The following is a 10,501-nucleotide window of genomic DNA, read 5'->3' as shown; positions in this document are numbered from 1 at the left end:
ATATAAATTTTTATTTTATTTTTTTACAGAAAACAAAAATTAATCATCTGATTAACAACATCATAATAATTATTTCCTATTTGATCGGATATTAATTATTTTTTTAGCGAAAATTGAAAAACCACTGCAAAAATGCAGTGGTTTTTTGTTTGAAGGCGCTTGCTAGAATACCTAAGAGATGGTTGTTGAAAATAGTTTAAAATTATACTTAATAAAAAGCCGGTATAGAAATTTCGATACCGGCTTAAACCTATTTTATTCTATTATCGTTAATAATAATGAATGTTTCAGTGACCCAGTCATTATTATTTTTGTACTTAATAAATATGGTATCATCCTTAATCTTTTTATGGAAATTTTTGTCGTTAATCCTCAAACGAAACGTTTTTTGTGTCTCTGTTTGATGAAAAGACAAAGTATCCATAATTTGAGGTTTTTTAAGTTCCGGAAAATGATTTGATTGAATAAATATACTGTCATTGTTATTTTTATCATCAAAAGTCCATATTTTATCATTCATAGAACAAAATACACTCAGTTCACCTTCGCCTTTTTTGTTTAAGATGGCATAATAATGGCTGTGTGGGGCGCAACTATACAATAAAAGAACAATAACAGTTACTATTAATTTTTTCATTTTTTTAAATATTCATTCTTATAAAAATACTCATATTTTTCAGCTTGCGATTCCTGAAATTTTTCACCGTATTCAATCCAGTTGTATACTTCTACGCCTAAAAATGAATCCAAAAACTGTTCATAAATCCCTCTTGCCTGAAATGCTCCCCATCCCTGTGCAAGATTTTGAACATAATGTCTTAATTCATGGGCAATTGTGGAAACTTTTGTTTCATCATTTATTGCAATATTTGAACCCCAGGTAACCTCTCTATTAACAATCAACTGATACAATCCTCCTTTTCTAAATTTAACTTTAGACAAGTCAAAATTTTCAATTCTTGCTACATTTTCCGCTGTTTCCAGATAATCGCCTTCAAGTTTTGTTGTAGCGCCAAAAACAGGTATCATAAATGCAGATTGTCCAATTCCGTTGTATACACCAATTTCAAAGCCATTTTTTATTCCCTTCCACACATTTTTCCCTCTAAATGCCGCAGCAAACCCGCTAGAAACAGCTCCCGTAATACCATTGCTTAAAGAGTTGTGAATTAATTCTCCAACAGCATTTTTGATCCATCCGGTAAATCCTTTTCCGCCCAAAGCTTTCCAGTTGGGCAATTTGTTTCCTATGTAAGCTCCAATTGCTGATGCAGCAACCATAGATAAATCTATTTTACCATCCTGTACGAATTGGGTTACCATATTTGATAAAAATCCCCAAGTACCATTATTCAGCACGGCACTAGTTGGTTGAAATATAGCTGCACCTATTCCATTGAGTGCACCGGACATAGCTCCTGCTATAGCTCCTCCAAGAACCATTTTCCCAAATCCACTCCAATTTCCAGTAAATAGCCCTTTAATAACGTATGTCATTACAGCTACACCTGCCCCAATTATTGCACCATATACAGCAGCAATTCCTATAGCAACTAAGAAAAAGATTTCTCCATTAGGGTCATTATACATTAACGGATTATTCAGTACATATCCATATTTATTATAGTTTTGTGTATTAAATGCGTCCTGAATATATTGATCCGCATTTAAGAATCTTCTTAATAAAGGATCATACAGCCTGCCGTTCATATGGATAATTCCTATTTCAGGAAAATACTCATGACTGGTATAGCCTCTGTCCAGCAATAAACCTCCGTTTACAATAAAATTATTGATTTGATTACGATCTGTAATCACAGGCTGTGTTCCTTTCTGGAAATGGGTCACATTCCCCCAAGCATCAAAATGCCTTTGTTCCAGTGTATAACCGCTTTCATCGGTAATTGCCAAGATACTTCCTAAATAATCTTTATGCAAGAATTTATATGATCCGGTAGATTCTGCATAGTTTTTAAGGTAAATAATATCACTGTCATATGGTGTTCCTCCGATATAAAGAACATGTTTCTCTGCTCCTGTAGTATTATCCAACTGGATTTCAAAACTTCCATCTTCACTATAAAATTTGGTGTATTTGCCCTCTCCATCTGCGTTGAAGTTTCCTCCATAAGTCACTCTCTGTCTCATGCCGGTAAGTCCGTACTGGAAAGCAACATCACCTTTCATTCCATTAATGAATACAGGATCATTATTTTCATTATAGACAATAGATTGAATAAGATCATTATTATAATTATTTTCTCCTACGGCATTTAATGTCATTCCGGTAGGCTGATAAATTTTAGAGGAGTTTTCATATTTTATTGTACCTACCTGATCATTTTCCAGAATTCTACCTTTTAGGTCATAAACATTTCTATTGGCTGTTGGTTTAATACCTGTAACAGGGTCGCTCCAATTCACCAAGCGGTTGTTATCATCATAATCAAATGATTCAACAATATTAAAGTCTCCGCCGGTGGTTCTGCTTTTCAGTTCATTTTTTATAGCATCAAATGAATACGTAATTTGTAAAATACCCGGTTTGACTGCTGAAGAGTGATTGACATTTGATAAGAAACCATTGGTATCATATGTATTATTGATATTAGCCTCTCCTAGTTTTGCTTTTAAAAGCTGTCCTTTTGCATTGGTCTCTGTTATTTGCCAAAGTATTTTTCCTGAAGTCTTGTCTTTTATCTGATATAGCTCTCCATTCCAGCTGTTGTAGACGTTTTCAATGTTTACTTTAGTCATTACTCCTGATGAATAAAGGCTTTTTTCATAAGATACTAATCTTCCTTTATCATCATAAGTATTTCCTTTTTGTATATAATATTTACCATTATTATTCTCTGATAAGGATATTAACCTTCCTTGTGCATCATACGCCAGATTTGAACTAATGGTTTTTCCTTTTGTTAACCTTCCTTGTGCATCATACGCCAGATTTGAACTAATGGTTTTTCCTTTTGATGTGCCACCTTTTGATGTTATTCTGCCTTTATCATTATAAGTATATGATATTAATTTATTGGTAGCGTGCCCACCATCTGCTGTGGATAATTCTTTTTGTGAGATTAACTGTCCTACATTATTATAGGTATACTCTTTGGTTCCTTTCGGGCTGATAATCTTTTTAGTTTGCCCAAATCCATCGTATTCATACTTGTACACTCCATTAGACGGGTCGTTAAATTCGGATTTTCTTCCCCAGACATCATATTTTGTTGTAACAATATTTTCGGCATATTTTGCCTGAGTCTTTTGCCCTACAGCATTATATAAGAATGTAACCGTTCCTCCTTTGTCTGTAGAGGAAATTACGTTTTCAAGTGCATCTGTTGTTTTGGAAGTGGTTCTTACATATCCGTTCAATTCTTTAATTGTAGTGGTTGCCCCTGAAATTATGGTTTCAATTTGTTTTCCATTAAAAGCAACAACTGTAATTTTTGCAGGAAAAACAGAATCATCATACACAATATTATTCCACTGGACATTGCTTTGTTCTCCAAAATAAGGTTCGCTTTCGCTAATTTTTCTGTCTAAAATATCATATTGAATTTGTTTAGAAATAAATTGTCCATGCGCAAAAGCTTTGAATGATGTTTTGTATTCTAATCCAAACTTACTGGTATATTTTTTAGTAATATCTCCATCCGGATCATACTGCACTACAGTTATGTTATAATCATTATCTTTCAAATATTCATAAGCCGTGGTACCAGATAAATTATTTTTGGACGTTAAAAGTTTACCCCAATTATCATAGGTATTTGTAATTGTGTTTTGCAACGGATCTGTTTCTGTAATAACCTGACCGAGATTATTATAGTTAATATTGGTTTCTAATCCTAAATTATCTATTCTTTTTGTTACAAATCTTCCTTTGTCATCATAAAACGCTTTCGTTGTTTTGGTTTGAGAATCAACACTATTGTCAGTAATTTTTTGAGTAATATTTCCAAAACCGTCGTAGGTGTATGTTTCCTGCAGATAGCCCGAATTATCTCTATTCCATTTTTTTAAGGTTTTTAGCAGGTCGTTCTCATAAGTATAGTCTTCTTTTGTAACAATAGTACTTCCGTATGATGATACCGTATTGCTTTCAGATTTAGAGTTTAATCTACCAATAAAATAGTCTTTTCCAATACCACTTGGATTATGGCTGTACAAATACTGTATACCTTCTGTGGAGAAACTATTGTTGGTATCAGTAACCTGAAGTGAAGGCAGATAAAAACTTCCATAATCAATAGTTGTATTTGTAATAATATTTTTAAGAAAATCTTTCTTTTTTATTATTTTCGGCACTATTGCGGTTACTACTTTTGGTCTATCTGAAGCTGGAACAGATCCTGTTATTGCTTGTCCATTTACAAGGTTGTCTATCTTATAATTAGTAGATTTAAAGGTTAATAACTGAGTATTATTTTCAGAAATATCTGGAGGGAAAATTTTATTATCATCATTAGTATGAATAGACCATTCTTTAACCGGAACAGAATAATTGATTGGATCTATTTCTACCCCTGACCAAATCTTTGTGTTTTCAAACCCATCAGCATACCATGAAGATCTTGCAGTTTGTCTAAAGCCTGCAGAACCTCTTCCATTAAGGTTTGCAATATATCCTCTATATTTAAAATCTTGTTTCCTGTTATTTTCTTTTATCTGAGATACAGCGTAATCCTGAAAGATTGACGTCATTTCCACAAACGGATAATTTACACTTTGTACAGCATTGTAAAAATTAGGTTCGATATTTTGATCCAGCTGTTTATATTCAATTTCTGTTTTTATTCCTCCTTGAGTAACGGACTTTATTCTTGCCTCTTTTGCTACATCATAAAAGTTATAATATTTTATTCTTGTAGATGTTGCCGAGATTAAAACAAGTTTGTTAATGAGTTTATTTAGCCTAAAATCTCCTACCAATCCATAAAGATCAAATCTAGTTGGCACGTTGGGATTTGGCCAATCCGGATTACGGGGTACTGTAAATGTTGTCGGTCCTTCTGCAAATGAATTTGTTAAAATTGTTGAAACACCTGTAATAGGAAAAATCATTACGCCTGTAGTTTCAAATGTTTTCACGGTTACATCAGTATAATAATTGACTTTATAAGTAGCTGTGAAGTTTTCTTGTTTAGTTACAACTCTTCTAAACTTGAGAGAAATTAAATCGCTTTTGCCATCGTTATTTACATCATAGCTTAACTGTTGAGTTCTTTCAATAGAACCACTTCCATCATTGTTTGAAACGAGAATGTCATTATTCAGAAAATACGCCAAATTAGATTTTGCATCCGCCTGAAAATTATTTCCTGTTGAAAAATATAAATTCCAGTCAGAAGTGGTATCAGACTGAGGTGTCAGTATATCACTTTTTCCATCACCATTATAATCTCCAATAACAGCTTTTTTAAATACTCCGGTGATAGCAGTTGCAAAAATACTAACATTATAAGCGGTCTCATTTACTGTATAGTGACCCGTGTTGTCTTTCCCGAAAGTGATAAGATATGGCATTTTATTAGCATCAATTCTTATCATATCTTGTATTCCGTCACCATTGAAGTCTCCTATTTTATAATCTTCAAAAATATCTGCATTCGTTTCAGAAAATGACAGGACCTGATAGTTTGGACTTTGAGAATTTTGATCGGTCTCTATTACCATATACCTTTTACTCCATGTACATTGTGATGTATAGATTGGTGTGGTTGGGAAATTAGGATCCTGCGATGAAGTATTGATTTTTTCACAATCCTTATCGCTTAATTCCAGGATAATTTCAGACAAACCATCTCCATCCAGATCCATATCCCTGATTTTTCCAACAGTTGTAACATTATATACACCCGGAGTATGAGGGTTAGGTGATCCTTCAGTGCGATCATAAATGCTATTAGGAATGGTTTTGGTAAAATCTAAAGTTAGCTGATTATTATTAATTGTATAAAACCTTAATTCCAGATCATTTTTAGATGTTATGGAATTTAATTTTTTTTTATATAAAACAAATCCCTGTTTATTATAGATGGTATTATTCTTAATATAATTTACGGCAATGGGATTACCATTTTTGAAATCTTCAGCACTAATGCTATTCCCTAAATAAGTTGGCTGTATAAATGTAGTACCATTGCTCACATATACAGGTTGGGACGGTGTATCATCATCAAAAATACTTTTTGCAAGATATAATCCCGCAGGATAAGAAGTGGTAGCAACTGGTTGATATCTTAGGAATTCAAGATTTCCGCTACCGCTGAAATCACCAAGAACACCATTTTCAATTTGCCCGAAATTATAGTTTTTATCTGCCCATCCCTGACTTGAAGAATTTACATATTCAAAACCTGCAGGATTGGCACTTTCATTCTGAGAATTATATTCTGTTATTTTATCTACAAACTGATACTTGGTATCATTATTATCTTTCTTATATGTAATTTCATATTTTTTAAATTGACTACCTCCTGTCTTTACCGTTACCAATGAAAGCATTTTTCCCTGGATAAATGTAAAGCCTTTAACATACGAACGCTCAATATAATCCCTGTCCATATAGTCAAATAAAACTTCGTTAAAATGTACTTTACCTAAAGTTTCATTTCCACCCCATTTTATACTTGACAGTATAGCAATATTTGCGGTAAGAAGAGGTTGTGAATATTCATATGTGGTATAATTTCCTTGAGCATCTTTTCCATTTGACAATGTTATATTCTAATGGAGTTCTTCCTGGCGGATTATCCTGAACCGCTGTGGCACCATACCAGGCCTGAGATCCATCTTCAAAGGTAACTTCCCAATAAGCAGGGCCTTTTAATAAATCAGCAAGATTGTATGCCCCAATTGATTTGATTTTTATATTAGAATATTTCTGAGTAACATATTCTGCACCATCTTTTCCATATTCTCCAGATTTTAAAATTAATCTTTGACCATTGAAACTATAATAGTCTGTGTAATCTAATTGGACTGATGTTTTTTCGCCATCATTTTCAATATTTTTTCCAACCCTTGTTATTGCCGTCGTTGCTGAAATATTCCAACCGTATCCCGCAACTCCATTTGATGACCCGCTCGTATAGACAAGATCTATTTGAGGAGAAACACTTTTCACACCCGGAGGTAAGGCAATCGGTAATGTAAATTGTATTTGCCCAACCCCGTTTACTTCAATATTTCCTTTGGTATCATGAAAACTTTGTCCTGACGGAGCCGTAGTTCCAGCAGTATTTCCTGCTCCCGCATTCGAGTCAGCAGGTCCTCCTCCCGGATTCTCCGTTGCCGGACCAATCCTTGCTACAAAGGGATTGGATATGCTTGCAGACGCCTTAAATCCCTGAGCCAATACTACCGTCTGCGGGTCCTGGACCGTCCGGCTCGTACTTTCTGCCTGGTACAGTATGGTCTGTGAAAAGCCCAGTACTGTACATAAGGACAGTATAAATGATGAAAATAATTTCATTTTCATTTCGTTAATAATTATTTCGGTTAAAAGTTTTTTATCGTTTGGTAATATTTTTACTGAATATCCTTCCGTCTTTTAAAGTAAAACGAATTACATAAACACCCCACTCATAGCCGGTCATGTTGATTTTCAGTTTCCTGTTAAGGCTAGGGATATTCTGCTGCTGGAACTTCCAGTGCACCGTGCTGTGCTGATATAACGAAACGGATTCGATAAGCCCGTCTACTTCTTCTGTCCAGTCTATGGTAAGATAATCATTAACAGGAACAGGATAAAGCCTGATCTGTTTAAAAAAAGCTTTTTCATCCATCACCGGTTCCTGCTGTATAGAAGCTACCGTTTTTAATTCTTCGGTTTTCTTTAATTCTTCAGGAGCTGTTTTAGCTGCTGAATTCGTTCCCCTATACCTTTGGTTTCCAGCTTCGTCATATTTAAAATAAACCTCTGTTTGGGAAAATCCTAAAAATCCTATCAGTAAAGAAAATAGGGATAATATTTTTCTTTTCATGGTTATTACTTTTTTGCTGAAATTAATTTCTGGACCTGCTTTTTAAGTTCTATGATATCTTCGGATTGAGATTTTAAAACTTTATTTTCTTCCTGAAGCTGCTTAATCTGTTTATTCTGCTCAATAGAATACAATGTCAACTCTTCAATTTTTTCTAAAAGCTTAGCATCCATCTCACCCAAATTAATCCCGTTTTTTTCAACTTCAGCAGCAGAAGGAATATTGGGCAGATGTCCTTTTTCTGCAATATGATTTTCTACTTCTTCCAAGGTTCTAAGCTTATAATCTTTTTTAAAGACATAATCTGCCCAGCCATTAGCTGCAGGATTTTCTACTTTAATCTGCTCAGCTTTAATTCCTTTTCTTACATAAAAAATATAATTTGGATCATTATCATACTGATCGGTACCTACAGTAACTTTCCCCATATTATTTATAACAAGAGTATTGTTATGCACAGCATCAGTAAATTTTATCCGGGTAACACCGGAGGAATTCGGAGTACTTGTATCTGTATTCGGATTTACGGAATTGTTATTCCCCATCAAAAATTCCAGATTTCTCGTGGCTCTGGTTTTAACAACAAAATCATTTGGCAAAGCCCAGTTAGAAGCACATCCGCCACACAGGACACTGGTAAGTTCTAGCCTTGCTCCAGGCGCAGCAGGGTTTCCTATGGCAATACCGTTAACATAAGGACCTCCGAAGATTCTTAATCTTTCTTTGTTATCCGTTTTAAAAATAATTTCCTTATCATCAGTAGTCCCAAAAAAAATTGGTAGAAGAATTAGTTCCTGAATTACCGGTTACATTCCATGCCTGAGCAGAAACCAATGATGAAGCCAGAATGACTAACGAAAATAATTTTGTTTTCATAGAGTTTAAATTATATTTTTAAATTAATTATAATGGATTTTATAATAATAAAGCACCATATAACACATAGCATTATATAGTTTTGCGAAAGTAATTTCACAGAGCGACAAAACGTGTCGTTTTATTTTTTAATGTAATTTTTTTGTACAAGCAAATGTACATTAGTGTGAGAAGGTATTATTTTCATCATAAGTATTAGTTAGTTTTAACGGCGCAAATTTAAGTAAAATACTTATCTCAACCGAGTGATATTTATCACGTGTTACTAAATATTAATACATACATGAACTAATTTCTGTATAACAGTAAACAGAAATATTTGCCAATGTTGATCCAACACCTATAAAAGTTGGCGCTTATTGAATGCATGTTAACATATTGATATAAAATACACTAAGTGATGTAATCTCACCATAGTATATAGTTAATTTTTCTTCCTGATTCTGTCCCATTCTCTGATAGAAGAATCTAAATATTTTATATCAGGATTATTGTATAAAGAATCTTCTTTATATTTATGAATAAAGTAATCCCAATCAGGGTTTCCTTTCAGAGGCGGAAACACCATATATCTTGCTCCTCCTTTATAATATTTTTCTTTATCAAAATTACTTCCTAAGGATGTCTTTTGAATTATTTTGTAAGAGGCAAAATATATTAAAGGGAAAAATAATGGCAGGATGCTATAGATTTTAGGAAAATGATCCAATCCCCTTCCTGTTAATATCAATAAAAATATATAAGGAACCAATTGAAAAACATAGGCGTCTGATACATTATGTTTTATACAAAATATTAAAAAAGGAATAATGCCTACAAGAATATAATCACGATAAGTTTTATTCTTTAATCCCCAAAATAAGAAAACAGAAAAAAACAGGAAATTATATATCAAAAAGATTAGATTTCTTATAATGCTTTTAATAATGATTGATGGATCAAAATTGAAAATTGAATTTTCATAGGAATTATCTGTAAAAATGGCTATAAAAATATTACATCCCATAAATACCGGGATTAATAAAATTGAAAATAAAAGAATCGTTACCACTACACCATAAATAACATGCTCCTTTAAGACAGAAAAATTTCTAAAAAGAAAATAGAAACAGAGTGGTAAAAAAAGAATTGTCTGAATATGTATTAAAAAAAGGATGCCCAGTAAAACAGATGAATAATAAAAATACCTGATTTCTTTTTCCTTGATAAATTTAAATAAATTGATCAGAAACAAAATTACAAACAGCAAATAGAAAGTATAAACTTCTGTTATAATAGATTGTCTCCAAAAGGTAAATGAAAGACCCAAAATCATTACACACATGAAAGAAGATTTCGGGGAAACATCTAATATGCTCAGTAATTTCCGCATATAAAACAGAGAGAATACCCCCGATAGAATACATACAGAGACAAAGAGAGCATGTACTTTTATAAAAGGAAATATGCTGTGAAGAAGTGATAGGAAATTGGAAAACAGTACGTGATTTGTTGCATTCGAAGAAAAATCGAAGCCCTTATAACCCTGCAAAGTAAAACCTAAGCTATCACCAAGTGCCGGATCCTTAGCTGTTGAAAATATATATACAATACCTATACATAATAAGAAAATAATAAAGTAAAAATTATAT

General features: G+C 33.0%; 6 protein-coding genes. All 6 read right to left on the bottom strand.

Annotation, left to right across the window (positions count from 1 at the left end; all coding sequences use genetic code 11):
• Positions 1-250: 250 nt before the first annotated feature.
• Entirely contained in the window at positions 251-637 is a 387-nt protein-coding gene (locus ASE55_RS19490; RefSeq protein WP_056223586.1) for a hypothetical protein, read from the bottom strand.
• Positions 634-6,726, bottom strand: a complete 6,093-nt coding sequence (locus ASE55_RS19485) for an RHS repeat-associated core domain-containing protein (RefSeq protein ID WP_128414631.1) — start codon at positions 6,724-6,726, stop codon at positions 634-636. Before ASE55_RS19485 ends, ASE55_RS19490 begins: the two co-directional genes overlap by 4 nt.
• A complete protein-coding gene (locus ASE55_RS19480; RefSeq protein ID WP_056223582.1) occupies positions 6,683-7,489 on the bottom strand; it encodes a SpvB/TcaC N-terminal domain-containing protein in 807 nt (268 codons plus the stop codon). The genes ASE55_RS19485 and ASE55_RS19480 overlap by 44 nt, the downstream gene beginning before the upstream one ends.
• Before the next feature lie 31 nt (positions 7,490-7,520).
• Positions 7,521-7,994 carry a hypothetical protein gene (locus ASE55_RS19475; protein ID WP_056223580.1) on the bottom strand — a complete coding sequence of 158 codons (474 nt, stop codon included), beginning with the start codon at positions 7,992-7,994 and terminating at the stop codon, positions 7,521-7,523.
• Positions 7,995-7,999: 5 nt separating this feature from the next.
• Positions 8,000-8,422 (bottom strand): hypothetical protein, encoded by a 423-nt coding sequence (locus tag ASE55_RS19470; RefSeq protein ID WP_128414630.1) that lies wholly within the window; start codon positions 8,420-8,422, stop codon positions 8,000-8,002.
• Between the two features lie 872 nt (positions 8,423-9,294).
• Positions 9,295-10,501 (bottom strand): glycosyltransferase family 39 protein (locus ASE55_RS19465; RefSeq protein WP_082474733.1); only part of this gene is annotated, 1,207 nt, incomplete at its 5' end.

This window comes from Chryseobacterium sp. Leaf201, assembly GCF_001421435.1.
Lineage (GTDB): Bacteria > Bacteroidota > Bacteroidia > Flavobacteriales > Weeksellaceae > Chryseobacterium.
This window is presented reverse-complemented; position numbering and strand designations above follow the sequence as displayed.